Genomic DNA, 24,815 nt, shown 5'->3' on the forward strand with positions numbered 1-24,815 from the left:
CGTGATTCGCAACGAATCACCCCGTCCGAAGAACCTGGAAAGACCCGAAGCCGAATGACCGATATTCCTGAAACCGATACCGGCGCCGCCGCCGAATATGGTGCCGACTCCATCAAGGTGTTGAAGGGCCTGGATGCCGTACGCAAGCGGCCGGGCATGTATATCGGCGACACCGACGACGGCTCCGGTCTGCATCACATGGTGTACGAGGTGGTCGACAACGCCATCGACGAGGCTCTCGCAGGCCACGCCGATATCGTCACGGTGACGCTCAATGCCGACGGCTCGGTGACGGTAACCGACAACGGCCGCGGCATCCCGACCGACATCCACAAGGAAGAGGGCGTCTCGGCGGCCGAGGTCATCATGACGCAACTCCACGCCGGCGGTAAGTTCGACCAGAATTCCTACAAGGTTTCCGGCGGTCTGCACGGCGTTGGCGTTTCGGTGGTCAACGCGCTGTCCGTCATGCTGCGGTTGAAGATCCGCCGTGCGGGCAAGATCCATGAGATGAGCTTCACCCACGGCGTGGCTGACAGCCCGCTGAAGGTGATCGGCGACGCCGGCACCGATACCGGCACCGAAGTGACGTTCCTGCCGAGCACAGACACCTTTACCAAGACGGACTTCGACTACGGCACGCTCGAGCATCGCCTGCGCGAACTCGCCTTCCTGAATTCCGGCGTGCGCATCGTCCTGACCGACAAGCGCCATTCGGACGTGCGCCAGGACGAGATGATGTATGACGGCGGCCTTGAAGCCTTCGTTGCCTATCTCGACCGGGCCAAGAAGCCGCTCGTGCAGAAGCCGGTTTCGATCCGCGGCGAAAAGGACGGTATCACCGTCGAAGTCGCGATGTGGTGGAACGACAGCTACCACGAGAACGTGCTCTGCTTCACCAACAACATTCCGCAACGCGACGGCGGCACGCACATGGCCGGTTTCCGCGGTGCGCTGACCCGGCAGATCACCTCCTATGGCGAAAGCTCTGGTATCACCAAGAAGGAAAAGGTCACGCTGACCGGCGACGACTGCCGCGAAGGCCTGACCGCCGTTCTCTCGGTCAAGGTGCCGGATCCGAAGTTCTCATCGCAGACCAAGGACAAGCTGGTTTCCTCGGAAGTTCGTCCGGTGGTCGAAAGCCTCGTCAACGAAGCCTTGAGCACCTGGCTGGAGGAGCATCCCTCCGACGCCAAGATCCTTGTCGGCAAGGTCGTCGAAGCGGCCGCCGCACGCGAGGCGGCGCGCAAGGCACGCGAACTGACGCGCCGCAAGGGCGCGCTCGACATCTCCTCGCTGCCGGGCAAGTTGGCGGACTGCTCCGAACGCGATCCGGCAAAATCCGAAGTCTTCCTGGTGGAGGGTGATTCGGCAGGCGGTTCGGCCAAGCAGGGACGCTCGCGCGAAAACCAGGCGATCCTGCCGCTGCGTGGCAAGATCCTGAACGTCGAACGCGCGCGTTTCGACAAGATGCTTTCGAGCCAGGAAATCGGCACGCTGATCACCGCGCTCGGCACATCGATCGGTAAAGACGAGTTCAACGCCGACAAGCTGCGCTACCACAAGATCATCATCATGACGGACGCCGACGTCGACGGCGCCCACATCCGCACCCTGCTGCTCACCTTCTTCTTCCGGCAGATGCCGGAGCTGATCGAGCGCGGCCACCTCTATATTGCCCAGCCACCGCTTTATAAGGTGACGCGCGGCAAGTCCGCCCAGTACCTGAAAAACGAGCAGGCGCTGGAAGATTACCTGATCTCGATGGGCCTCGAGGAAGCTACGCTGGAGCTTGCTTCCGGTGAGGTTCGCGCCGGTCAGGACCTGCGCGAAGTCATCAACGATGCGTTGCGCGTGCGTAACCTGATGGATGGTCTTCACTCGCGCTACAATCGTTCGATTGTCGAACAGGCAGCCATTGCCGGCGCCTTGAATGTCGAACTCAACGGCCAGCGCGAACAATACGAGCAGGTCGCGATCGAAGTGGCGCGCAGGCTTGATGTGATCGCCGAAGAGACTGAACGCGGCTGGACCGGAGCGGTCACCGCCGAAGGCGGTCTCAAGCTTGAACGCATGGTTCGTGGCGTCAAGGAAGTCGCCATCCTCGATATGGCGCTGATCGGCTCGTCCGACGCCCGCCACATCGACCAGCTGACATCGAAGCTCAAGGAGATCTATTCCGCGCCTCCGGTGCTTCGCCGCCGCGATGGTGGGCAAGATATCAGCGGCCCACGCGCGCTTCTGGATGCAATCTTCGCAGCAGGCCGCAAGGGTCTGTCGATGCAGCGTTACAAGGGTCTTGGCGAGATGAATGCCGAGCAGCTCTGGGAGACGACGCTCGATCCGAACGTGCGTTCGCTGCTGCAGGTTCGGGTGAACGACGCGACGGACGCGGATGGCCTGTTCTCGCGCCTGATGGGCGACGAGGTCGAGCCGCGCCGCGACTTCATCCAGGAAAACGCGCTGAGCGTCGCCAACCTCGATATCTGATCGCAATACGATCAGCCGCACTTCTAATGATCCCGGTGCCGCAAGGCACCGGGATCTTTTTTGTCTGGAGTGTCTCCGGCTTAAACTGAGACGCAGAAACGCTCTATCTCTTTGTTTTTGCGCACTTCCTGGCGGAAGACCGTTCCGCACCTTTCTTGGAAAGGCTCTATTCCCCCTTGAACCGGCCTTCGAAGGCCAGTTCGGCAAGCGGCTTGCGTTGGCTCGGCTTTTCCCGCTCACGCAGATCGTCCGGAAGCGTCGAGGGGTCGGCAAGCCGGCCGATTGCTACCGCCGCCTCGACCCGGTAGTGCGCGGGCACGCCAAGGCTCGTCATCGCCTTGTCGCGATCAATGCCCGCCATTGCATGCGCGTGCCAGCCGGCAGCGGTTGTCTGGAGCGCAAGGCTGAACCAGGCGGCGCCGGTGTCGAAGGCATGGGTGTAGGCGGCCCGCATCTCGCCGGTGGCTGCCTGCGTGTGCGTCTTGGAGATAACGATCACCAGGGCTGCGGCATGCTTCGCCCAGCGCTGATTGCTCTCGTTGAGAATATCCAGCAGGCGCGCGAAATGCTCGGTGCCGCGGCGGGCATAGACGAACCGCCAGGGTTGGCTGTTGCTCGCCGAGGGTGCCCAGCGGGCGGCTTCGAGCAGTGAGAGCAGTTCTTCTTCGCTGATCTCCTCCTGGGTGAACGCACGTGGCGACCAGCGTTTCAGGAACATGGTGTCGATCGGGTGGTCGGCGGTTCTGTGATTGCTTTCCGTCATGAACATACCTCTTTTATCGTATCGGGAATCCCGTGGGAGGAGCGCGCCGCCGTCGATGACGATTGCCGTCGTTAGCGAGACGTAGGGCGAGATTCGCTGCGGACGCTACATGGGATCGAGGAGCGATGAAACCGGCTTTGCGCGCGGATCGTCGGTCCTTTTGTCGGCCCGATCCGGTGCTAAAACGGAATATGCAGAAACGGCGTTTCGGGTGATTGTCGAGATCGATAAAAAAGTTGTATAAGTTCTGTAGATTTTTCTGAGAGAGGACGCGCGATGACTTTTAAGGACCCGTCACTGTTTCGCCAGGCTGCCTTGATTGGCGGCGAATGGATCGAAGCGGATGCCGCCAATGCGATCGATGTGGTGAACCCGGCAACGGGCGAACTCGTCGGCCGCGTACCGAAGCTTGGAGGCAAGGAAACCAAGGCGGCAATCGAAGCGGCGCGTCTGGCGCAGAAGGGTTGGGCTGCCCGCACCGCCAAGGATCGCGCCGGTGTGCTTCGCCGCTGGTTTGAGCTGATGATCGAGAACAAGGACGATCTCGGCCGCATCCTCACGCTCGAACAGGGCAAGCCGCTGGCAGAGGCGACCGGCGAAATCGTCTATGGCGCCAGCTTCGTCGAATGGTTTGCCGAAGAGGGCCGTCGCATCTACGGCGACCTGATCCCAGGCCATCAGCCGGACAAGCGCATCATGGTGATGAAGCAGCCGATCGGCGTCGTCGCTGCGATCACGCCCTGGAACTTCCCCAACGCGATGATCACCCGCAAGGCCGGCCCGGCCTTTGCCGCCGGTTGCGCCATGGTGTTGAAGCCGGCGTCGCAGACGCCGTTCTCGGCCCTTGCCATCGCCGTTCTTGCCGAGCGCGCCGGCCTGCCCAAGGGGCTCTTCAGCGTCGTGACCGGCTCGGCCCGCGAAATCGGTGCCGAAATGACCGCCAATCCGGTGGTGCGCAAGCTGACCTTTACCGGCTCGACCGAGGTCGGCGCCGAGCTCTATCGCCAGAGCGCCGGCACGATCAAGAAGCTCGGGCTGGAACTCGGCGGCAATGCGCCGTTCATCGTCTTCGACGACGCCGATCTCGATGCGGCCGTGGAAGGCGCATTGATCGCCAAGTTCCGCAACAACGGCCAGACCTGCGTCTGCGCTAACCGTATCTACGTGCAGGACAAGGTCTATGATGCCTTCTCCGACAAGCTGGCGGCGGCCGTTGCCAAGCTCAAGATCGGCAATGGTCTCGACCAGGGCGTCATCCTCGGCCCGCTGATCGACAAGGCGGCACTGGAGAAGGTGGAAGAGCATATCGCCGATGCCACCGCCAAGGGCGCGCGCGTCATCCAGGGCGGCAAGCGCCATGCGCTCGGCGGCACCTTCTTCGAAGCAACGGTTCTGGCCGATGTCACCCAGGCGATGGCAGTCGCCCGCGAGGAAACCTTCGGCCCGGTCGCGCCGCTGTTCCGCTTCAAGGATGAGGCCGATGTCGTCGAACAGGCCAATGACACCGAGTTCGGGCTGGCCTCCTATTTCTATGCCAAGGATCTGGCGCGGGTGTTCCGCGTGGCCGAGGCGCTGGAATACGGCATGGTCGGCGTCAACACCGGGCTGATCTCCACGGCGGAAGCACCGTTCGGCGGCGTCAAGCTCTCGGGCCTCGGCCGCGAAGGTTCGAAGTACGGGATCGAGGAGTTTACCGAGATCAAATATGTCTGCCTCGGCGGCATCGCCTGACGCATTTGCAGTCCGATACAATCTGATCGCGAAACCGGCCGGAAAGCTCTGGCCGGTTTTTTCGTTTGCCGGTACAGAAGTTGACGTCGTGAAAAGAGGAGATGACGCGATGCCGGCACCAACCAACCCCTTCAAGGCCGCCCTTCGCGAGCAGCGCTTTCAACTCGGGCTTTGGGTCGCGCTGGCGAGCCCCTATGCGGCCGAAGTCGTCTCCAACAGCGGTTATGACTGGCTGTTGATCGACGGCGAGCATGCGCCCAACGACCTGCCGCTGTTGTCGGCGCAGTTCCGGGCAGTGACGGCATCCGCCAGCCACCCGATCGTTCGCCTTCCTGTCGGCGATACCGCGCTGATCAAGCAGATCCTCGATGTCGGCGTCCAGACGCTGCTGATCCCGATGGTCGAAAGCGCCGAGCAGGCCAGGGAACTTGTTCGAGCAACCCGCTATCCGCCGCATGGCATTCGCGGTGTCGGCGCGGCACTGGCGCGTGCATCGCAATTCGGCCGGATAGCCGACTATCTCCACACCGCAAATGACCAGATCTGCCTTCTCTTGCAGATCGAGAGCCGCGCCGGCCTGGCGGCGATCGATGAGATTGCCGCTCTTGAAGGCGTCGACGGCCTGTTCATCGGACCGTCGGATCTCGCCGCGGATATGGGCTATCTCGGCAGCCCAGGACACCCGGATGTACGGGCGGCGATTGTCGATGCCTTCGCGCGCATCGACAAGGCCGGAAAAGCGCGCGGAATCATGACGCTCGATCTCGCGCAGGCACGCGAGTATCGCGATCTCGGGGCCGATTTCATGGCGATCGGCACCGATGTCACATCCCTGGTTCGGGCGACACAGGAGCTGCGCCAGGAATTTACCGACGAGCAGGGGCATAAACCCGACAAGCTGGAATCCGGCTACTGATCGCAGATCGCGCTGAGCATCGGCATGGCAACTTCAGGGCTCCAGCGCCGGAGCTCGGCAATCCGTCGCACGATCTTTTCAGTGTGATGGTTGGCGATATCGCCCATGCGATGGTCAAGGAACGGATTTCGGAAGCGGTCGAGCGTCGTTGCGACATAGGCACTCGCCTGTCGCCCGAGGCCCTTGGCGGCAAAGGCAGGAACGACTTCTTGTGCGTAGATATCCTCGAGCCGCCTGGCGACGTCCGCATCGGCAAGGATCTGCCGGACTGTTTCGTCGGGATCGCGGCCCTGCCTCAGCCAGATATCCGCGAGCACCGTGTGGCCGAGGTTGAGGATATGAAGCTTCAATTTTTCGTAGTGCGTCAGGTCGTCGACCAGTATCACGCATTCGTGCGCGCAAGGCGCTCTCAACCCCCGCTGTTTCTCGATCGCCCATAAAGCGTAGGGTTCGGCCACGGCGCCGGCGGGCTCGATCGGTTCCGAGACGATCCGGTCCACCAGCGTGTTGGCCCAGATTATCGCGTTCGCCAGCCAGAACACGAATTGCGGGTCGCCGAGGCGCTCGCGCGCGAGCTCCAGCACGATGGCTTTCAGCACGTCGCCATTGCGCGACACCAGTTCGCACGGAAGGATGGTCAGCGGTTTGCCGCCGGCATCGAAGCGGGCTTTCAAAAGCAGGAGAAGTTTGCCGGGAAAAGACAGCGGCACGTATGTCGACAGGTCGTCGCCGGAAACGTCGTAGCCGGTATCACCGGTGTTCGAGATCAGGAATTCGGCCTCGTCCGCCACGATATGGCAAACAGCATCCCAGTTGTCGTTTGTTGACACGGCCCGGACGACGCTCTTGACCCGCTCGATCTTGTCCACCGGCTTGCCGTCGGCAAGGCCACGGATCATCACGGGATAACCATCGGGTTGCGTCAGTGCCACCAGGCGTCCCGACCGTTCCGCTGAGCCGGTCGTCTGTACCACCGTGATCCGCCCCGGTGCTTCCTGCCTTTCCAGCGCCTCGCTGATGAAGAGATCGGCATGCGCCTGAAGAAAGCGGCTCGTTCCAAACTGCACAAATGGGGTCTTCATGCCGGTGCTCCGGTAGCTGGCTATGGAATGGATTGCAGCAGGGTCTCGCGTGCCGAGCGCAGGTGTCGCCGGCAGGCTTCCTCGGCACGTTTTGGATCGTGAGACCTGAGCGCTTCGATGTAAGCAAGGTGCTCTTCAAGCGCGCGCGCATTTCGCTGCCGCGCGTTGGTCTTGTTCCATTGGTAGTGATAGTGGAACACGATCGAGATGATGTCGTAGAAATCGACGATGAAACGATTGCTCGACGACTTGTGCACCAGGAGGTGGAAGCGCTCGTCGAGTTCGGAGAATTCCTTGTAGCGGTTGTCGATGTCGGCCAGGATTTCGTGGTGCAGCGCCTCGATCCTGTTCAGCTCCTGCCAGGCCGGATGGCTGTCCGGCAGCGCAACGAAACTTGCAGCCGAGCGAAGCTCGAACATCTCGCGGACCTCGGTCAGTTCCAGCGCAAACTCGCGGGTGAAACCTTTGAGGATCCAGTGGCTGTTCGGTCGCTTCTCGATCAGCCCGAACCGGCTGAAGCGGATCAGGAACTCCCGCACGCTCGTGGTACCGGCGCCGATCTCGCGTGCCAGCTCCAGTTCGTTGATCTGCATGCCAGGCTCGGCGCCGCCGGCCAGAATCCGGCGCATGAAGCTGCGCTCGATGATCTCGGCCAGCGAATCCGTTTCCTCCGTCGGGAAATAGTCGTCCGGTTGCGGCTGGCGCAGCACGATCTTCTTGCGCTTGTCCCAGGTGATCAGCTTCGCCTCTTCGAAGCGGCGGAGAATGGCACGCACCGTCGTCCGGCTCACGCCGAGCACCTGACCGAGTTCCGGCTCGGAGGGCAGGGAAGATGTCTCCGCCAGCACTTTCAGGCAGCGGTTATAGGCATCCTTGAAGACGGTGTTCTGTTTTGCCATTGCCAGGATCCGGACGGTTGGGGTTGCGCGAGCGATGAGCCGCTGATCGGAAGATCAGCTTTCGTCGGCCGCCGATCTAACCTGCCGGCGCGCGCTTGTCTTTGGCTCTCGCACCAAAATCATGACGTTTCTCCCCTGTTGCTGCTGTGCCTGCGGGCGGGCGGCGCTGTCTCGTTTCATAATACCCATTGACGGCGATCTGTCTATTGTGGATAAAAGACAAATAGACCCTTCTCAAAATCGCAGCAGTTTTCACGGAGAAATTCAGAGTGTCTGTGCCGTCTTCAATCCTTCTGGCTCCTGAGGACAATGTGGCCGTGGCGACGTTGGCAATCGCTGCCGGCGAGGCCCTGCCGGGCGGAGTTCGCACCGCCACGAAGATCGATCTGGGGCACAAGGTCGCCATACGGCGGATTCGTGCGGGCGACCCCGTGGTCAAATATGCCCAGGCGATCGGACGCGCGACCAGCGATATAGAAGCCGGCGAGCATGTCCATTCCCACAACCTCTCCTTCGATCAGGATCGCTTGGCCATCAGTCCACAAGGCGCGCCGGAAGAGGCGAGCGCCGCCGACAGGGCGCGCACCTTCATGGGCTATCGGCGCAAAGACGGACGGGCGGCGACGCGCAACTATATCGGCATCATTGCCAGCGTGAACTGTTCCACCACCGTCTGCCGGGCAATCGCCGAGGAGGCCAACAGACGCATCTTGCCGAAATATGATGGCATCGACGGATTCGTGCCGATCGTGCATGACCAGGGTTGCGGCATGTCTTCGACCGGCGACGGCATGATGAACCTGCACAGGACCTTGGCGGGCTACGCGCGCCACGCCAATTTCGGCGGGGTGCTGATGGTCGGGCTCGGCTGCGAGGTCAACCAGTTGACGCTTTACGGGCAGAGCGGAGCCGGGCAGGAAAAGCGCCACTTCAACATCCAGGAGGCCGGCGGATCCCGACGCTCGGTCGAGCGTGCACTCGGCATCCTCGATGAAATTGCCCAGGAAGTCGGCAGGCAACGTCGCGTCGCCATTCCGGTCAGCGAAATCATCGTCGGTCTGCAATGCGGCGGCTCGGACGGGCTGTCTGGCATCACCGCTAACCCGGCGCTGGGAGCGGCGGTGGATATCCTGGCGGCTGCCGGTGGTACCGCCATCCTTTCCGAAACGTCAGAAATCTACGGCGCCGAACATCTGTTGCGCAGCCGTGCCGCCAGCGCGGCGGTCGCCGCAAAGCTCGACGGGCTGATTGTCTGGTGGGAAAACTACGTCGCGCTGCATGGTGCATCGCTCGACAACAATCCTTCGCCGGGCAACAAACGCGGTGGCCTCACAACCATTCTGGAGAAGTCGCTGGGTGCGGTCGCCAAGGGCGGGCGCTCACCGCTCAATGCGGTTTACGGCTATGCCGAACGCGTCACTGAACACGGGCTCGTCTTCATGGATACGCCCGGCTACGATCCGGTGTCGGCGACCGGCCAGGTGGCCGGCGGAGCCAATGTCATCGCCTTTACCACCGGCCGCGGCAGTTGTTTCGGCTGTCGGCCGGCACCGTCGATCAAGCTGACCAGCAACACCGCGCTGTTCCGCGCGATGGAAGAAGACATGGACATCGATTGCGGCGTGATCGCATCCGGCGAGGCGACGATCGCCGACCTCGGTCGCGAGATCTTCGATCTCATCATCGATACCGCTTCGGGAAAGAAGACCAAGAGCGAACTCTTCGGCTACGGCGACAACGAATTCGTGCCCTGGCATCTCGGGGCAACACTCTGATGATGTGAGCTTGCGCATCCTAGGAGGGAGGAGACAGGGAATGCAGACGAGAAAGATCGGTCGAACCGACCTGCCGGTGACCGAATACAGCTTCGGCGCCGCCGGACTTGGGGGGCTCTACCGCGAATGCACGCGCGAAGCGGCGATCGAAACGCTGGACGCCGCTTGGGGCTCTGGTTTGCGCTATTTCGACGTCGCACCCTATTACGGGCTCGGTCTTGCAGAGCGGCGGGTCGGCGATTTCCTGCGCGACAAGCCGCGCGGTGACTATGTGCTGTCCACCAAGGTCGGACGGCTGCTGCATCCCGTGCCTGAAGGCGCCGTGCCGGACTATTCCTACGTCAAGGCGCTGAACTTCGACGTGCGTTACGACTACAGCTACGATGCCATCATGCGTTCGGTGGAATTCAGCTATGCGCGCCTCGGCCTCAATCGCATCGATATCCTCTATGTCCATGATATCGGCGTCTACACGCACGGTGTCGCCCGCAACGCCGTCTATCTCAGGCAATTGCTGGATTCCGGCCTTAAGGCGCTGGAGGAACTAAAGGCTGGTGGCGTGATCGCGGCCTATGGGCTTGGCGTCAACGAGGTTCCGGTTTGCCTGGAGGTGATGCGCCGTGCCGACATCGACTGCATCCTGCTTGCGGGGCGCTATACGCTGCTTGATCGTTCCGCAGTCGCCGAACTCCTGCCGCTCTGCGAGACAAAGAAGACGTCGCTGATCGTCGGCGGTGTGTTCAACTCGGGCATCCTGGCGACTGGCCCGGTCGATGGCGCGCATTTCGACTATATGCGAGCAAATGCCGAGGTGCGCGAAAAGGTCGGCGCGATGGAACGCATTGCCCGGGAGCGTGGTGTGCCGTTGGCCGCTGCCGCCATGCAGTTCCCGCTCGACAATCCGGTGGTTGCCTCGGTCCTGCTTGGGACAGCGAAACCGGAAAGCTTGAGGCGCAACATCGATGCGCTGCGGCATCGTATGTCAAAGGACGATTTCTCGGCTTTCGAGCCCTACACGCTTGTGGCGCCGGAGCTTGGATTGGAGGCAGTCCGGGCCTGATGCTTGAGGGTGCCGAGCCCGCGGGTCCTTGCAGGCACAACCCGAATTTCACATAACGAAACGTAATCTGGGAGGAGACAGTGCAGTCACGTAAATCGCAGCAACGACTGCTTGCAAAGCGGACAGCGTTGTATTAGCGTTTCAATATGTTTTTTATCGATAAAAGATCGATATGCAAGCACCTGGCGAATCGATTTCCATAAGGTGGAACGAGGTGCACTGAGAGGAGAACCCCAATGAGCATAGCCAAGCACATTCTTTCCCGCCGTGCCTTCACTGCCCTGGCCGGCGCGACGATGATCGCCGCGATGGCACCCGTCGCGTCCTTCGCGCAGGATGTCACGATCCCGATCATCGTCAAGGATACCACGTCCTTCTACTGGCAGATCGTGCTGGCCGGTGCGCGCGCGGCCGGCAAGGATCTCGGCGTCAACGTTCCCGAGCTCGGCGCCCAGTCCGAATCCGATATCAACGGTCAGATCAGCATCCTCGAAAACGCCGTTGCCGGTTCTCCGGCTGCCGTGGTGATCTCACCAACCGAGTTCAAGGCGCTGGGCAAGCCGATCGACGAAGCTGCCAAGGCGGTTCCGATCATCGGCATCGACTCCGGCGCCGATTCCAAGGCGTTCTCCTCGTTCCTGACGACCGACAACGTTCAGGGTGGCAGGATCGCGGCCGATGGTCTGGCTGCAGCGATCAAGGAAATGTCGGGCAAGGAAGAAGGCGATATCGCCATCATCACCAGCCTGCCGGGCGTCGGTTCGCTCGATCAGCGCCGCGAAGGCTTCCTCGACCAGATCAAGACGAAATATCCGGGCTTCAAGGTCGTGGCCGACAAATATGCCGATGGCCAGGCAACCACCGGTCTCAACATGATGACCGACCTGATCACCGCCAACCCGAATCTCGTCGGCGTCTTTGCCTCCAACCTGATCATGGCACAGGGTGTCGGCCAGGCGATTGCCGAAAACAAGCTCGGCGACAAGATCAAGGTGATCGGCTTCGATAGCGACGAGAAGACTGTCGGCTTCCTCAAGGAAGGCGTGCTGGCCGGCCTGGTCGTTCAGGATCCCTACCGCATGGGTTATGATGGCGTGAAGACGGCGCTTGCGGTCTCGAAGAAGGAGAAGGTCGAAGCCAATGTCGATACCGGCGCCAATCTGGTGACCAAGGCCAACATGGCTGAACCGAAGATCGACGCACTGCTGAACCCGAAGGTCAATTGACGGCAATCGGCGGCAGGCGCGAGCATTGCCTGCCGCCGAGAATACGGTTGCCAGCGGCCGGATACGAGGACCGGCCGCTGGCAGTCTGTGCGATTGGGAGGAGTGCGCAGATGCCAGGTCTCGATGAGGTCAGCGATAACAAGAGCGACGGTTTGAGGACGGCTGCCCGCCACCCAGTGCCGAGGGGCGAACCGATCCTGGAAATGCGCGCGCTTCAGAAGAAATATGGCGCCGTCGAAGCGTTGAAGCCCGCTTCCATCACCTTTCTATCAGGAGAAGTTCACGCCATCGTTGGTGAAAACGGTGCCGGAAAATCGACACTGATCAAGCTTTTGACCGGCGTCATCCGGCGCACGTCTGGCGAAGTCTATTGGTGCGGCAAGCCGGTCCAGCTCGACAATCCTCAAGAAGCGATTGCGCGCGGAATCAACGCCGTGCATCAGGAGGTGGTGCTATGCCCGCACTTGAGCGTCGCCGCCAACATGTTCCTCGGCGACGAGATCAACAGCGCCGGCCTGATGCGCAAGCGCGCCATGACCGAGGCGGCCCAGAGCGTCCTTGACGATCTCGGTTTCAACCTGCCGGCCGCGGCGGCGCTCGGCAGCCTGACGATCGGCCAGCAGCAGTTGGTCGCGACCGCTCGCGCCGCCATGCGCGGCACCCAGTTTCTGATCTTCGACGAGCCGACCGCCTATCTGACCCGTCAGGAATCCGCGCAACTGTTCCGACTCATTCGCCGGCTACAGGGCGAAGGTGTGACGATCGTCTATATCAGCCACCGCATGGAGGAAGTCTTCGAGCTGGCCGATCGTGTGTCGGTGCTGCGCGACGGCACCCACGTCGGCACGCGAAAGATCGGCGAGACCAACGACGCCGAACTGATCACCCTGATGATCAATCGCACCATCGAGCAGATCTACCACAAGGAACACTTTCCGGCCGGCGAAGTGATCGTCGAGACCCGGGGCTTGAGCGGCCCCGGTTTCGCGGATGTGTCGCTGACCGTTCGCGCCGGCGAGATCGTCGGCCTCTACGGTCTGATCGGTGCCGGACGCAGCGAGTTTGCGCTCGGCCTCTATGGTCGCCATGCATCGACTGCGGGCGAGGTCTACTGGCAGGGGCGCAAGGTCAATATCGCCAACGAGCGGATCGCGATAGACCTCGGCATTGCGTTGGCACCGGAAAGCCGGCGCGATCAGGGCCTCTGCCTCAATCTGCCGATCGGCCTCAACATCAACCTGCCGATCTTCAGTCGGCTGACGCGCGGGCTGACGATCAACCGTCAGAAGGAAATCGAGAATGCGGATCGGCAGATCAGGGATTTGAAGATCAAGACGCCATCGCGCCGCGTGCTTGTCTCGGCGATGTCCGGCGGCAACCAGCAGAAGATCGTCATCGGCAAGTGGCTGAGCCACGGCGCCAAGCTTTTCATCTTCGATGAGCCGACGGTCGGCGTCGACGTCGGCACCAAGGCGGAAATCTACCGGTTGTTCGCCCGGCTTCTGGAAAACGGAGCAGGGATCATCCTGATCTCCTCCTACCTGCCTGAAGTCTACGAACTGTCCGATCGCCTGCACGTGTTTCGCCGGGGACGGCTGGTCGCCAGCCACGACTATCACGCGGCAAGCCACGAGGAAGTGCTGACACAGGCGATCGGTGTCTGATCGCGACAATGACAATCAAGAAGAAGCAGGAGGACGACGATGAGTGCTGATACGGTCGACAGCGGAGCCGGCCCCGCGCCGCGGAAAGGCGTGAGCATCCTGTTCGGGCTCACGCTTCTCGGGCTCCTGCTTTTCCTCTGGCTGCTCTTGGGGCTTGCCACCAACAGTTTCTGGACGCCGAACAACATCAGCAACCTGTTGCGCCAGGGCGCCATGACGGCGATCCTTGCGGTCGGCCAGACCTTCGTCATCATCACTGCGGGCATCGATCTTTCCGTGGGTGCCGTTGTCGGCTTCACCAGCGTGATCGTCGCCTGGCTGCTTGCCGCCGGCGTGCCGCTCTGGATTGCGATCATCCTGACGCTCGCCTTCGGCGTGCTGATCGGCGCCTTCCACGCCTTCGGTATTGTCCGCATGGGTCTGCCGCCGTTCATCATCACGCTTGCAACCCTGACCTCGCTGCGCGGCATCGGACTGTTGATCACCAATGGCTCGACGATCTCGATCACCAACGAGGCCTTCACCAATTTCTCCCGCGCCAACTTCCTCGGGGTACCCAGCCTGTTCTGGATGGTGATCGTGGTGGCGATCCCGGCCTATGTCTTCCTGCACTTGAGCCGCTTTGGCCGCTATCTCTTCGCCGTCGGCTCCAACAGTGAGGCGGCCCGCCTTTCCGGCGTCAACGTGCATCGCACGATCTATCTTGCCTATATCCTGTCCTCGACCTGCGCGGCCTTTGTCGGCCTGCTGCTCGCCTCCCGCATCGGCATCGGCAACGCCACGCAAGCCGAAGGCTGGGAGCTGCAGGCGATCGCCTCGTCGGTCATCGGCGGCACCAGCCTCTTCGGCGCGGTCGGCTCCGTGCACGGCCCGCTGCTTGGCGCCTTCATTCTCGCCACGATCAACAATGGCGCCAACCTGCTCAACGTCAATTCGTTCTGGCAGCGCATTATCACCGGCGTGCTCATCATCGTGATCGTCTATTTTGATCAGCTCAGGCGGCGCGGCGCGCGCTAGGCGCCGGCCCTGACAACATGCGGAAAATGACATGAAAGCCGTCCTCTGCCCGGAACCCGGCCGCCTGGAGATTGTTGAACGCGCGCCCGCGCCCGCCCCATCGGCCGGGTGGGTGCGGGTTGCCGTCAGCCATGTCGGCATCTGCGGCACCGACTACCACATCTTCGCCGGCAAGCACCCGTTCCTGGAATATCCGCGAGTGATGGGGCATGAGATCTCCGCGACGGTAATTGCCAACGGACCGGCGACGACGATCGCGCCGGGAACGCCTGTGGTGGTCAACCCCTACCTTTCCTGCGGCGACTGTGTCGCCTGCCGCCGGGGGAAGCCGAACTGCTGCACGGCGATCAAGGTGCTCGGCGTCCATACCGACGGAGCCTTCTGCGAGGAAATCCTCGTTCCCGAGGGCAATCTTTATCCGGCGATCGATCTGTCGCCAGAGGCGGCAGCGACGGTGGAATTCCTCGCTATCGGCGCCCATGCCGTGCGCCGGGCTGCGGCCCCTGCCGGCGTTCGTGCTCTGGTGATTGGCGCCGGGCCGATCGGGCTTGGAACCGCCATCTTCTCGCGCATCGCCGGCCATGCGGTGACGCTGATGGATACCAGCATCGAACGGCTGGCGTTTGCGACCGACCGGCTCGGTTTCGGTTCCGGCATCGTTGCCGACGAAGCGTGCGTTCGGCGCGTCGCCGAGGCGACCGGGGGCGATGGTTTCGATGTCGTCTTCGATGCCACCGGCCATGGCGGTTCGATGGAGGCTTCCTTCGGCCATGTGGCTCATGGGGGAACACTGGTGTTCGTCAGCGTCGTCAAGGACAGCATCCGTTTCTCCGATCCGGAATTTCACAAGCGGGAAATGACGTTGATCGGCAGCCGTAACGCCACGCGCAAGGATTTCGACCATGTCGTAAATTCGATACGCGAGGGGCTGGTGCCGGTGGAGCGGTTGATCACCCACCGAACGACGATGGACGCGGTGGTCCACGATCTGCCGCGCTGGGCGCATGAGAAGTCGGGCCTGGTCAAGGCGATCGTCCGGATAGCGGCGGCGTGACGACCCGTTCTGCTGCGATGCGAGAAAGCGGATCGGCGGCCAGATATCGAAAGCCGGCCGGAGAAAGTAAGACGCCTTCGCCGAAATCCGCGATTTTTGACGAAAACGCGACTTTTCGGCCAGCTCCGAGCAAGTCCGTTTGTTAATTGTCAGTAATCCGGGCGCATTCTCGCAGAAGTCGCTTGTCTAGAACCGAAACGGGTATACTTGTTGCAGTGCACAAGAAACATGGTAGTCTGGCAGGGATTGCGGACACCAAGACAAACAATCGCAAGCTTGCGTCCGACTGGGAGCGGCGTTGTCGTTGATTGAACCAAGGGGTACGCTTCCTATGTTCTACCAGCTCTATGAATTGAATCATGCCATGATGGCGCCGTGGCGAACGGCGGCGGATGCCATGCGGCTTGCTTTCAGCAATCCGATGAACCCGATCTCGCACACCTATTTCGGCCGCGCGACGGCGGCTGGCCTCGAGGTCTTCGAGCGGTCGACGCGCCGCTACGGCAAGCCGGAATTCGGCCTTCCCGAAACGCTGATCGACGGCGAGCCCGTTGGCGTTCACGAGCGCATCGTCTGGCGCGAGCCGTTCTGCAATCTGATCCATTTCGAGCGCGCGCTTCCCAAGGGGCGGGCTGCCGATCCGAAGGTGCTGATCGTCGCGCCGATGTCGGGCCATTATGCCACGCTCTTGCGTGGAACCGTTGAGGCCCTGCTTCCCCATTCCGACATCTACATCACCGACTGGATAGACGCGCGCATGGTTCCCTTGAGCGAGGGCACCTTCGATCTCGACGACTACATCGACTACGTCATCCAGATGCTGCACTTCCTCGGACCCGACACCCATGTCATCGGCGTCTGTCAGCCCGCCGTTCCGGTGCTTGCCGCCGTCGCCCTGATGGAAGCGGCTGATGATCCGCTGTCGCCGGCGTCGATGACGCTGATGGGTGGGCCGATCGATACGCGCATCAACCCGACAGCCGTCAATCTGCTGGCCAAGGAACGGCCGATCGAGTGGTTCCGCGACAACGTGATCATGCCGGTGCCGTGGCCGCAGCCGGGCTTCATGCGCATGGTCTATCCCGGCTTCCTGCAACTCTCCGGCTTCATGTCGATGAACCTCGACCGGCATCTGATCGCCCATAAGGAATTCTTCGCCCACCTGGTGAAGAACGACGGCGATGCGGCCGAGAAGCACCGGGATTTCTACGATGAATATCTTGCGGTGATGGATCTGACGGCAGAGTTTTACCTGCAGACCGTTCAGGTCGTCTTCATGCAGCATGCCTTGCCCAAGGGCGAGATGATGCATCGCGGTCGCCGGGTTGATACCACGGCGATCAAGAAGGTGGCCCTGCTGACGGTCGAAGGTGAGAATGACGACATTTCCGGTCTCGGCCAGACGAAGGCGGCGCAGACGATCTGCACCAACATCCCCGAGCACATGCGGATGCACTACATGCAGCCGGACGTCGGCCACTACGGCGTCTTCAACGGTTCGCGTTTCCGTCGCGAGATCGCGCCGCGCATCGTCGCCTTCCAGCGCGAGCACGCACGCCACGCAAAGCCGGTAAAGCAGCTGATCAAGGGCGGCAAAACCGCCTGATCCCCGTAAAATGCGGGCTTTTGCCCGCTTAGAGTCAAGGGTTTGTCCGATTCCGGGGAAGGGCGTCTTGTAGTCGAAAGCCCGCCTTCCCACATCGTTTTCACCGGGCCGCAATGGGTGGCCCGGGTGATTGCGAGGAATCCTGAAGATGAACCAATCTGCATTGATCCGTCCGGATTGGACGCCCGCGACCATTGCATTGATGGTGCTCGGTTTCGTGGTCTTCTGGCCTCTCGGCCTGGCCATGCTCGCCTACATCCTCTTCGGCGAGAAACTGAAAACGTTCAAGAAGGACGCCAACAGCACGGTCGATGGCATGTGCTCCGCCTTCAAGCGCGGCAATCGCGCCAACTGGACGCAGCATCATCGCACCGGCAACGTCGCCTTCGATGACTGGCGCCAAGCCGAGCTTACCCGCCTCGATGAAGAGCGTCGCAAGCTCGATGAAATGCGCGAGGAATTCGATTCCTACGTGCGCGAGCTTCGCCGCGCCAAGGACCAGGAAGAGTTCGACCGCTTCATGCGCGAACGCCGCAACGGCGGTTCCGGACCGGTAGCCCCGTTCGAGGCAAACTGAGTGACGAAAAAGACATCCGGTGTTTCACATGAAACGCCGGATGTCGCGATCAGCCATGCGGGCCACGTGTCTCTCTCGATGAGAAAACGGGCCGATCCTTATCGATCATCAGGCGCTTCGATCATCAGGCACTGGCAATTCCCTGGATCGTTGATGCCTTAGGGAATTATGCATTAGCCGAAAAGACCGCGAATCGGATAGAAAGCCGTCATGTTCCCTTCTTTCACGCGGCGGCGCATTCCCCCGGCTCCTGTCGACACGACCCGAGAAATCGAAGTCGCGGGCAAGATGCTTCCGCTAACCATCCGCCAGAATTCGCGCGCCACACGAATGACGCTGCGCATCGAGCCCGGCGGTCGGGCGCTGAAGCTGACGGTTCCGCAAGGGCTGGCCGATCGGGAGGTAAACGCCTTCCTCAACCGCCATCAGGGCTGGTTGATGACAAAGCTGGCGCGGTTTTCCGGCGAAAGCCAACTGGAAGAGGGCGGCTCGATCCTGATCCGCGGTATCGCGCATCGGATCGAAAGGTCAGGAAAAATCAGAGGTTTGACCGAGGCAATCATCGTCGGCGAAGACGCGATATTGCGTGTCAGCGGCGGCGAGGAACATCTGCGCCGCCGCATCGTCGACTTTCTCAAGAAGGAAGCGCGGCACGATCTCGATCGCCTGGTCGCGGTCTATGCCGGCCGGATCGGCCGGCGGCCCAAATCGCTGAGCCTGAAGGACACGCGCAGCCGCTGGGGCTCCTGTTCGGCCGATGGCGCCCTGAGCTTCTCATGGCGCATCGTCATGGCGCCGCCGAAGGTCATCGCCTATCTCGCAGCACACGAAGTCGCGCATCTCCAGGAGATGAACCACGGCCCTCAATTCTGGGCGCTGTGCGAAAAGCTTTGCCCCGACACCAACGATGCCAAGCGCTGGCTAAGGCGCAACGGCACGATGCTGCACGCCATCGACTTCGACTGATTTGCTTTGGAATTAGCCGCGGCTGGGGCCGGCGAGTGCCGCCTGAATTTTCTCGTCTGTCTTGTACTGGCTAAGCGCATAGACCGACCAGATCGCTGCCGGTACCCAGCCGATCAGGGTAATCTGCAGAATGAGGCAGATGATGCCTGCAAAGGGACGGCCGATGGTGAAGAACTGAAGCCAGGGAAGAATGAGGGCAAGCAGCAGACGCATTCGTCTCTCCGTTGTGATAGAATGCATATGGTGAGCGCACGCCGACACCGCAATGCCGCACCCTCTGGACGACGGTGTGCAGGGTGGTTTTTGGCTCGACTCCAGCGACATTTCATGCAAGGTCGCTTCTCATGAAAACCGAAGTGAAGATATGCGGGCTGAAGACCGCGGAAGCGGTGGATCGCGCAGTTGCGCTCGGCGCAACGCACACGGGGTTCATCTTTTTCGCCAAGAGCCCGCGCAACCTGGAACCCGATGACGCTGGCCGCCTGGCGGACAGAATCCGAGGCAAGGCGAAAATCGTCGCCGTGACCGTCAATGCCGACAATGACGATCTCGATGAAATCGTCGCCGCGCTTAATCCGGACATTCTGCAGCTGCATGGCAGCGAGACGCCCGACAGGGTGCTCACCGTCAAGGCGGTCTACGGCCTTCCGGTGATGAAGGCCCTGTCGATCCGCGACGCCGACGATCTGAAAAAGGTCGAGCCCTATATCGGGATCGCCGACCGCTTTCTCTTCGATGCAAAGCCCCCAGCAGGATCGGAATTGCCCGGCGGCAACGGTGTTTCCTTCGACTGGAAGCTGCTCGATGCGCTTGACGGCAGCGTCGATTACATGCTTTCCGGTGGTTTGAACGTGAACAACATCGGTGAGGCCCTGGCGCAGACGCGCGCCCGCGCCATCGATACCTCCTCCGGCGTCGAGAGCGCGCCGGGCGTCAAGGATCTGAAGCTCATGGAATCGTTTTTCGATGCCGTTCGCCAGGCGGAGGCGGTTACGGCACGGTCAGGGAGCAAGACGTGAACGAGGCGCCAAAACTGAATTCCTTCCGGGCGGGCCCTGACGAAGACGGCCGTTTCGGCATTTTCGGTGGCCGCTTCGTTGCTGAAACCCTGATGCCGTTGATCCTCGATCTGCAGGCCGAGTGGGATAAGGCAAAGAACGATCCGGCCTTCAAGGCCGAACTCGACAATCTCGGCGCGCATTATATCGGTCGCCCGAGCCCGCTCTATTTCGCCGAACGGCTGACCGCAGAACTCGGCGGCGCCAAGATCTACTTCAAGCGCGAAGAGTTGAACCACACCGGTTCGCACAAGATCAACAATTGCATTGGCCAGATCCTGCTTGCCAAGCGCATGGGCAAGACGCGCATCATCGCCGAAACCGGCGCCGGTCAGCACGGCGTGGCCTCGGCCACCGTCGCCGCCCGCTTCGGCCTGCCTTGCGTCGTCTACATGGGCGCGACCGACGTCGAGCGTCAGGCGCCGAACGTCTTCCGCATGAAGCTTTTGGGTGCCGAGGTGAAGCCGGTGACCGCCGGCAACGGCACGCTCAAGGATGCGATGAACGAGGCGCTGCGCGATTGGGTTACCAATGTCGACAACACCTATTACCTGATCGGCACGGCTGCCGGTCCGCATCCCTATCCGGAAATGGTCCGCGACTTTCAGGCCGTCATCGGCCAGGAGGCGAAGGAACAGATGCTTGCGGCCGAAGGCCGGCTGCCCGATCTCGTCATTGCTGCCGTCGGCGGCGGTTCCAATGCGATCGGCATCTTCCACTCGTTCCTTGACGACGAAGGCGTGAAGATCGTCGGCGTCGAGGCTGGCGGCAAGGGGCTCGACGGCGACGAGCATTGCGCGTCGATCACGGCCGGTTCGCCGGGCGTGCTCCACGGCAACCGCACCTATCTGCTGCAGGACGGCGACGGACAGATCAAGGAAGGCCACTCGATTTCGGCCGGCCTCGACTACCCCGGCATCGGCCCGGAACACTCCTGGCTCAACGATGTCGGCCGCGTCGAATATGTGCCGATCATGGACCACGAGGCGCTGGAGGCATTCCAGATGCTGACCCGCCTTGAAGGCATCATCCCGGCGCTGGAGCCCTCGCACGCCTTGGCCGAGGTCATCAAGCGTGCGCCGAAGATGGGCAAGGACGAGATCATCCTGATGAATCTCTCCGGTCGCGGCGACAAGGACATCTTCACCGTCGGCAAGATTCTGGGTATGGGGCTATAACGATCATGACCGCACGCATGGACAGAAAGTTCGCCGATGTGGCGTCGGAAGGACGTCCGGTCCTTGTCACCTATTTCATGGGTGGCGACCCCGATTTCGAAACGTCCCTTTCCATCATGAAGGCGCTGCCGAAGGCCGGTGCCGACGTCATTGAACTCGGCATGCCGTTTTCGGACCCGATGGCCGACGGACCGGCGATCCAGCTTGCCGGCCAGCGCGCGCTGAAGGGCGGCCAGACGCTGGCAAAGACGCTGGAGATCGCTCGCCGTTTCCGCGAGGAAGACCAGCGCACGCCGATCGTGCTGATGGGCTACTACAATCCGATCTACATCTACGGCGTCGATCGCTTCCTGACGGATGCTTTGGACGCAGGCATCGATGGCCTGATCGTTGTCGATCTGCCACCGGAGATGGACGATGAACTCTGCATCCCCGCCTTGCAGAAGGGCATCAGTTTCATTCGCCTGGCGACGCCGACGACGGATGACCGTCGTCTGCCGAAGGTTCTCGAAAATACCTCGGGCTTCGTGTACTACGTCTCGATGAACGGCATCACCGGCTCGGCACTGCCGGATCCGTCGTTGATTGCCGGTGCCGTTCAGCGCATCAAGGCCCATACGAAACTGCCCGTTTGCGTCGGTTTCGGCGTCAAGACGGCGGAACATGCAAGAGCCATTGGTGCTTCCGCCGATGGCGTCGTCGTCGGTACGGCGATCGTCAATCAGATCGCGTCGAGCCTGACCGAAGAGGGCAGGGCAACGGACGCGACGGTACCGGGTGTCGAAGCGTTGGTAAGGGGCCTTTCGGCTGGCGTGCGGTCCGCACGGCTCGCAGCAGCCGAATAATTGCCTATATTAGCGCGCACAACCCGAAGAAAATCTTCAGGAGTCTATAAGTGAACTGGATCACAAACTACGTTCGGCCGAAGATCAATTCGATGCTGGGCCGCAGGGAAGTTCCGGAAAATCTCTGGATCAAGTGCCCGGAAACCGGCGAGATGGTGTATCACCGCGATCTCGAGGAAAACAAATGGGTCATCCCGCAATCCGGCTTCCATATGAAGATGCCGGCCAAGGCGCGACTGAAGGATCTGTTCGACGGTGGCATCTATGAAGCCCTGCCGCAGCCCAAGGTGGCGCAGGATCCGTTGAAGTTCCGCGACTCCAAGAAATACTCCGATCGCCTTCGTGACAGTCGCGCCAAGACCGAGCTGGAAGATACGATCGTGGCCGGTGTCGGCCGCGTCCAGGGCGTCAAGCTCGTCGGCGTCGTGCATGAGTTCAACTTCATCGGCGGTTCGCTCGGCATGGCCGCAGGCGAAGCGATCGTGAAGGCCTTCGAGAAGGCGATTGCGGAGAAGTGCCCGCTGGTCATCTTCCCGGCCTCCGGTGGCGCCCGCATGCAGGAAGGCATCCTGTCGCTGATGCAGCTGCCGCGCACGACCGTTGCGGTCAACATGCTCAAGGAAGCGGGCCTTCCCTATATCGTCGTTTTGACGAACCCGACCACCGGTGGTGTAACCGCCTCCTACGCCATGCTTGGCGATGTCCATCTGGCCGAACCCGGCGCCGAAATCGGCTTTGCCGGCAAGCGCGTGATCGAGCAGACCCTGCGCGAAAAGCTGCCGGAAGGCTTCCAGACCGCGGAATACCTGCTGGAGCACGGCATGGTCGACATGGTGGTCAAGCGTCATGACATTCCCTCGACGCTGGCCCGTGTGCTGAAGATCCTGATGAAGAAGCCGGCCGATGCGGTAAAACTCAACGGCGGCGGTGCAGAACCAGCGGCTTTGCCGGTTGCGGCAAGCGCATAGCATACGATCCTATCGGGGCAGGGCGAGATGACAGCGGTGGAAGCCAGCGAAGCAGGCTATGAGATCGAAAAACTCCTTGCCTTGCATCCGAAAGGCTTCGACCTGTCGTTGGACAGGATAACCCGGCTTCTGGCCGCGCTCGGCAATCCGCAGGATCGGCTGCCGCCGATCATTCACGTGGCCGGCACTAACGGCAAGGGCTCCGTCACCGCATTCTCGCGGGCGGTGCTTGAAGCCGCGGGCTTGAGCGTTCACGTCCACACCTCGCCGCATCTGGTCAACTGGCACGAGCGCTATCGGCTTGGCGTCAAGGGTGGCAAGGGCAGGCTCGTCAGCGATCCCGTGCTTGCCGATGCGGTTCGGCGCGTCGCGGAAGCCAATGGCGGCGAGAAGATCACCGTCTTCGAAATCCTGACCGCCGTTACCTTCGTTCTTTTCGCCGAACACCCGGCAGATGTCGCGATCATCGAGGTCGGTCTCGGTGGCCGCTTCGACGCGACCAATGTCATAACCCGCCCTGCGGTCTCCGTGATCATGCCGATCTCGCTCGATCACCAGGCCTATCTCGGCGACCGGGTCGAACTGATCGCAGCGGAAAAAGCCGGCATCATGAAGCGTGGCTGCTCCGTCGTCATCGGCCAGCAGGAAGAAGAAGGCGTCCGCGACGTCCTGACCTCGACCGCCGAGCGTCTCGGCTGCCCGATGTCCGTCTACGGGCAGGACTTCATGGCGCATGAGGAATTCGGCCGCCTTGTCTATCAGGACGAGCGGGGTCTGTCTGACCTTCCCCTGCCGAAGCTGCCCGGCCGTCACCAGTATGCCAATGCAGCCGCGGCCATCCGCGCCGTCCGCGCCGCCGGTTTCGACGTGCCGGATGCGGCCATCGAGCGCGGTGTCGCCGGCGTCGAGTGGCCCGGACGCTTGCAGCGTCTTGCCGGTGGCAAGCTTGGTCACTACGGCCCGCAGGATGCGGAAATCTGGGTCGATGGCGGGCACAATCCCGGTGCCGGCCAGGTGATCGCCGAAGCCATGGCGAATTTCGAGGAGCGGGAGTCCCGCCCGCTGTTCCTGATCATCGGCATGATCAGCACCAAGGATCAGCTCGGTTACTTCCGCGCCTTCCTTGATCTGGCCGAACAGGTCTTCACGGTGCCGATTCGTGGCTCCGATGCCGGTCTGGATCCGGTGGCCCTGGCGCAGGACGCGGCCTCGGTCGGCTTCGAGGCGTCCGCCGTGTCATCGGTGGCCGAAGCGTTGACCGTCATCGCCAATCTCGTCGACGAAGACCCGATGCCGCCACGCATCCTGATCGGCGGTTCGCTCTATCTCGTCGGCGACGTGCTTGCCGATAACGGTACGCCACCGAAGTGATCGGTTGCCTGCGACAAGGATCGCAACAGGCCGCCATTTGCGCTGGCGCCCGAAAATTGGCAGCCGGGCAATTTCCTCTAGAGCATTTCCAGGAAAAGTGCGAAGCGGTTTTCCGTCAGGAAATGCGTAAAAACAAAGAGATAGAGCGTTTGTGCGGTTCCGCATAAATCGGAAACGCTCTTGACAAGAAAAAAGCCCGGCAAGCCGGGCTTTGAAGTCACTTCGATGTGGTGGCCTTAAGCGGCCGCAGTCGAAATCCAGGACGTCAGGGCCGTCTTCGGAGCAGCGCCAACCTTGATGTCGGCAACTTCACCGGCCTTGAACATCGCAAGCGTCGGGATCGAGCGCACGCCGTATTGCGCGGCCAGCTCCGGGTTCTCGTCGATGTTCAGCTTCACGACCTTGACCTTGCCGGCGAGCTCGTTGGAGATTTCCTCAAGGCTCGGCGCGATCATCTTGCACGGGCCGCACCATTCAGCCCAGAAATCGACAACCACCGGCTCGGCGGCGTTCAGCACTTCCTGCTGAAAATTGGATGTATCGACTTTTACAGTAGCCATCGGCTGCTC

General features: G+C 61.6%; 22 protein-coding genes. 17 read left to right on the forward strand and 5 right to left on the reverse strand.

Annotated elements, in window-relative coordinates:
* Positions 1-54 precede the first annotated feature (54 nt).
* Complete coding sequence (gene gyrB / locus J3R84_RS17790) at positions 55-2,490, forward strand: DNA topoisomerase (ATP-hydrolyzing) subunit B (protein ID WP_057206475.1); 2,436 nt, start codon at positions 55-57, stop codon at positions 2,488-2,490.
* A gap of 166 nt (positions 2,491-2,656) precedes the next feature.
* On the opposite strand, the gene J3R84_RS17795 is transcribed toward gyrB, so the two are convergent.
* Positions 2,657-3,253, reverse strand: a complete 597-nt coding sequence (locus J3R84_RS17795) for a nitroreductase family protein (RefSeq protein WP_025425315.1) — start codon at positions 3,251-3,253, stop codon at positions 2,657-2,659.
* 276 nt (positions 3,254-3,529) lie between these two features.
* On the opposite strand from J3R84_RS17795, the gene gabD reads away from it, so the two are divergent.
* Positions 3,530-4,984, forward strand: coding sequence for an NADP-dependent succinate-semialdehyde dehydrogenase (gabD, locus tag J3R84_RS17800; RefSeq protein WP_025425316.1), 1,455 nt, complete (start codon positions 3,530-3,532; stop codon positions 4,982-4,984).
* Between the two features lie 109 nt (positions 4,985-5,093).
* Positions 5,094-5,900 carry a 4-hydroxy-2-oxoheptanedioate aldolase gene (gene hpaI / locus J3R84_RS17805; RefSeq protein WP_203529141.1) on the forward strand — a complete coding sequence of 269 codons (807 nt, stop codon included), beginning with the start codon at positions 5,094-5,096 and terminating at the stop codon, positions 5,898-5,900.
* Here hpaI and J3R84_RS17810 read toward each other — a convergent pair.
* Together J3R84_RS17810 and J3R84_RS17815 are read right to left on the reverse strand one after the other, a co-directional pair.
* Positions 5,894-6,982 (reverse strand): mannitol dehydrogenase family protein, encoded by a 1,089-nt coding sequence (locus J3R84_RS17810; RefSeq protein WP_025425318.1) that lies wholly within the window; start codon positions 6,980-6,982, stop codon positions 5,894-5,896. The two genes, hpaI and J3R84_RS17810, sit on opposite strands and share 7 nt — an antisense overlap.
* Positions 6,983-7,002: 20 nt before the next feature.
* Positions 7,003-7,881 carry a GntR family transcriptional regulator gene (locus J3R84_RS17815; protein ID WP_025425319.1) on the reverse strand — a complete coding sequence of 293 codons (879 nt, stop codon included), beginning with the start codon at positions 7,879-7,881 and terminating at the stop codon, positions 7,003-7,005.
* Positions 7,882-8,150: 269 nt separating this feature from the next.
* Between J3R84_RS17815 and J3R84_RS17820 the strand changes: the two genes are divergently transcribed.
* The 9 genes from J3R84_RS17820 (at position 8,151) to J3R84_RS17860 (ending at position 18,826) form a co-directional block, all read left to right on the forward strand.
* The gene (locus J3R84_RS17820; protein ID WP_025425320.1) at positions 8,151-9,656 is read left to right on the forward strand and encodes a UxaA family hydrolase; all 1,506 of its coding nucleotides are present in this window, start codon (positions 8,151-8,153) and stop codon (positions 9,654-9,656) included.
* Positions 9,657-9,696: 40 nt separating this feature from the next.
* Positions 9,697-10,716 carry an aldo/keto reductase gene (locus tag J3R84_RS17825; protein WP_025425321.1) on the forward strand — a complete coding sequence of 340 codons (1,020 nt, stop codon included), beginning with the start codon at positions 9,697-9,699 and terminating at the stop codon, positions 10,714-10,716.
* 236 nt (positions 10,717-10,952) lie between these two features.
* A complete protein-coding gene (locus tag J3R84_RS17830; protein ID WP_025425322.1) occupies positions 10,953-11,942 on the forward strand; it encodes an ABC transporter substrate-binding protein in 990 nt (329 codons plus the stop codon).
* 110 nt (positions 11,943-12,052) lie between these two features.
* Entirely contained in the window at positions 12,053-13,606 is a 1,554-nt protein-coding gene (locus J3R84_RS17835; RefSeq protein WP_025425323.1) for a sugar ABC transporter ATP-binding protein, read from the forward strand.
* A 39-nt stretch (positions 13,607-13,645) separates the two neighbouring features.
* On the forward strand, positions 13,646-14,623 hold the full coding sequence (locus J3R84_RS17840) for an ABC transporter permease (protein ID WP_057206480.1): 978 nt from the start codon (positions 13,646-13,648) through the stop codon (positions 14,621-14,623).
* Positions 14,624-14,654: 31 nt separating this feature from the next.
* Complete coding sequence (locus J3R84_RS17845) at positions 14,655-15,677, forward strand: zinc-binding alcohol dehydrogenase family protein (protein ID WP_057206483.1); 1,023 nt, start codon at positions 14,655-14,657, stop codon at positions 15,675-15,677.
* A 331-nt stretch (positions 15,678-16,008) separates the two neighbouring features.
* Entirely contained in the window at positions 16,009-17,283 is a 1,275-nt protein-coding gene (gene phaZ, locus J3R84_RS17850) for a polyhydroxyalkanoate depolymerase (protein WP_025425326.1), read from the forward strand.
* A gap of 148 nt (positions 17,284-17,431) precedes the next feature.
* On the forward strand, positions 17,432-17,860 hold the full coding sequence (locus J3R84_RS17855; protein WP_025425327.1) for a DUF2852 domain-containing protein: 429 nt from the start codon (positions 17,432-17,434) through the stop codon (positions 17,858-17,860).
* A gap of 210 nt (positions 17,861-18,070) precedes the next feature.
* Positions 18,071-18,826, forward strand: a complete 756-nt coding sequence (locus J3R84_RS17860) for a M48 family metallopeptidase (RefSeq protein WP_025425328.1) — start codon at positions 18,071-18,073, stop codon at positions 18,824-18,826.
* Between the two features lie 12 nt (positions 18,827-18,838).
* Here J3R84_RS17860 and J3R84_RS17865 read toward each other — a convergent pair whose 3' ends face one another.
* The gene (locus J3R84_RS17865) at positions 18,839-19,039 is read right to left on the reverse strand and encodes a YqaE/Pmp3 family membrane protein (protein WP_025425329.1); all 201 of its coding nucleotides are present in this window, start codon (positions 19,037-19,039) and stop codon (positions 18,839-18,841) included.
* A 131-nt stretch (positions 19,040-19,170) separates the two neighbouring features.
* Between J3R84_RS17865 and J3R84_RS17870 the strand changes: the two genes are divergently transcribed.
* Genes J3R84_RS17870 through J3R84_RS17890 form a run of 5 tightly spaced genes read left to right on the forward strand, consistent with a single transcriptional unit; the run spans position 19,171 to position 24,246 of the window.
* Positions 19,171-19,845 carry a phosphoribosylanthranilate isomerase gene (locus J3R84_RS17870; protein ID WP_025425330.1) on the forward strand — a complete coding sequence of 225 codons (675 nt, stop codon included), beginning with the start codon at positions 19,171-19,173 and terminating at the stop codon, positions 19,843-19,845.
* On the forward strand, positions 19,842-21,062 hold the full coding sequence (gene trpB / locus J3R84_RS17875; protein ID WP_025425331.1) for a tryptophan synthase subunit beta: 1,221 nt from the start codon (positions 19,842-19,844) through the stop codon (positions 21,060-21,062). The genes J3R84_RS17870 and trpB overlap by 4 nt, the downstream gene beginning before the upstream one ends.
* Positions 21,063-21,067: 5 nt before the next feature.
* Positions 21,068-21,907, forward strand: coding sequence for a tryptophan synthase subunit alpha (trpA, locus tag J3R84_RS17880; RefSeq protein ID WP_025425332.1), 840 nt, complete (start codon positions 21,068-21,070; stop codon positions 21,905-21,907).
* A gap of 50 nt (positions 21,908-21,957) precedes the next feature.
* Positions 21,958-22,875 carry an acetyl-CoA carboxylase, carboxyltransferase subunit beta gene (gene accD, locus J3R84_RS17885; protein ID WP_025425333.1) on the forward strand — a complete coding sequence of 306 codons (918 nt, stop codon included), beginning with the start codon at positions 21,958-21,960 and terminating at the stop codon, positions 22,873-22,875.
* A gap of 27 nt (positions 22,876-22,902) precedes the next feature.
* Positions 22,903-24,246, forward strand: a complete 1,344-nt coding sequence (locus J3R84_RS17890) for a bifunctional folylpolyglutamate synthase/dihydrofolate synthase (protein WP_025425334.1) — start codon at positions 22,903-22,905, stop codon at positions 24,244-24,246.
* 236 nt (positions 24,247-24,482) lie between these two features.
* On the opposite strand, the gene trxA is transcribed toward J3R84_RS17890, so the two are convergent.
* The gene (trxA, locus tag J3R84_RS17895; protein ID WP_025425335.1) at positions 24,483-24,806 is read right to left on the reverse strand and encodes a thioredoxin; all 324 of its coding nucleotides are present in this window, start codon (positions 24,804-24,806) and stop codon (positions 24,483-24,485) included.
* Positions 24,807-24,815: the final 9 nt, after the last annotated feature.

This window comes from Ensifer canadensis, assembly GCF_017488845.2.
Classification (GTDB): Bacteria; Pseudomonadota; Alphaproteobacteria; order Rhizobiales; family Rhizobiaceae; genus Ensifer; species Ensifer canadensis.

Coding starts and splice junctions, on each gene's coding strand:
- J3R84_RS17860 (WP_025425328.1), top strand. CDS start 18,071: ATGTTCCCTTCTTTCACGCGGCGGCGCATTCCCCCGGCTCCTGTCGAC.
- J3R84_RS17845 (WP_057206483.1), top strand. CDS start 14,655: ATGAAAGCCGTCCTCTGCCCGGAACCCGGCCGCCTGGAGATTGTTGAA.
- trxA (WP_025425335.1), bottom strand. CDS start 24,806: ATGGCTACTGTAAAAGTCGATACATCCAATTTTCAGCAGGAAGTGCTG.
- J3R84_RS17810 (WP_025425318.1), bottom strand. CDS start 6,982: ATGAAGACCCCATTTGTGCAGTTTGGAACGAGCCGCTTTCTTCAGGCG.
- J3R84_RS17830 (WP_025425322.1), top strand. CDS start 10,953: ATGAGCATAGCCAAGCACATTCTTTCCCGCCGTGCCTTCACTGCCCTG.
- J3R84_RS17890 (WP_025425334.1), top strand. CDS start 22,903: ATGACAGCGGTGGAAGCCAGCGAAGCAGGCTATGAGATCGAAAAACTC.
- gyrB (WP_057206475.1), top strand. CDS start 55: ATGACCGATATTCCTGAAACCGATACCGGCGCCGCCGCCGAATATGGT.
- J3R84_RS17835 (WP_025425323.1), top strand. CDS start 12,053: ATGCCAGGTCTCGATGAGGTCAGCGATAACAAGAGCGACGGTTTGAGG.
- J3R84_RS17855 (WP_025425327.1), top strand. CDS start 17,432: ATGAACCAATCTGCATTGATCCGTCCGGATTGGACGCCCGCGACCATT.
- J3R84_RS17815 (WP_025425319.1), bottom strand. CDS start 7,881: ATGGCAAAACAGAACACCGTCTTCAAGGATGCCTATAACCGCTGCCTG.
- J3R84_RS17840 (WP_057206480.1), top strand. CDS start 13,646: ATGAGTGCTGATACGGTCGACAGCGGAGCCGGCCCCGCGCCGCGGAAA.
- hpaI (WP_203529141.1), top strand. CDS start 5,094: ATGCCGGCACCAACCAACCCCTTCAAGGCCGCCCTTCGCGAGCAGCGC.
- J3R84_RS17870 (WP_025425330.1), top strand. CDS start 19,171: ATGAAAACCGAAGTGAAGATATGCGGGCTGAAGACCGCGGAAGCGGTG.
- J3R84_RS17865 (WP_025425329.1), bottom strand. CDS start 19,039: ATGCGTCTGCTGCTTGCCCTCATTCTTCCCTGGCTTCAGTTCTTCACC.
- phaZ (WP_025425326.1), top strand. CDS start 16,009: ATGTTCTACCAGCTCTATGAATTGAATCATGCCATGATGGCGCCGTGG.
- J3R84_RS17825 (WP_025425321.1), top strand. CDS start 9,697: ATGCAGACGAGAAAGATCGGTCGAACCGACCTGCCGGTGACCGAATAC.
- J3R84_RS17795 (WP_025425315.1), bottom strand. CDS start 3,253: ATGACGGAAAGCAATCACAGAACCGCCGACCACCCGATCGACACCATG.
- gabD (WP_025425316.1), top strand. CDS start 3,530: ATGACTTTTAAGGACCCGTCACTGTTTCGCCAGGCTGCCTTGATTGGC.
- trpA (WP_025425332.1), top strand. CDS start 21,068: ATGACCGCACGCATGGACAGAAAGTTCGCCGATGTGGCGTCGGAAGGA.